The sequence below is a fragment of the Streptococcus sp. HMSC070B10 genome (assembly GCF_001808665.1).
Lineage (GTDB): Bacteria > Bacillota > Bacilli > Lactobacillales > Streptococcaceae > Streptococcus.
Map to the genome: position 1 here is coordinate 1 of NZ_KV794144.1, position 244 is coordinate 244.

Below are 244 nucleotides of genomic sequence, written 5' to 3' on the forward strand. Positions count from 1 at the left end.
AAGATTCTAAAATTTGGAACTCCTTATCGCTAAGTTCTTTTCCATTTTGCAACTTATCTAAGATTTTTTGGTATTCTTTATGCAAATCCTTAGCTTTCTTAGAAGAATCATATTTTGCACTCTCAATCTTCACATCCTTCATCTTCTGTACCCAGCTCATGTCCATACCGTCCGCATAGTAGTTGCCATCGCTATCGACAATGATTTTACTCAGTTGCGTGGCTCCTTTGATGGCTAAGCTAAG

1 pseudogene is annotated in these 244 nt (G+C 37.7%); it reads right to left on the reverse strand.

The features are described 5' to 3' along the window. A pseudogene (locus tag HMPREF2613_RS00675) lies at window positions 1-244 on the reverse strand (ATP-binding protein); the annotation flags it as partial.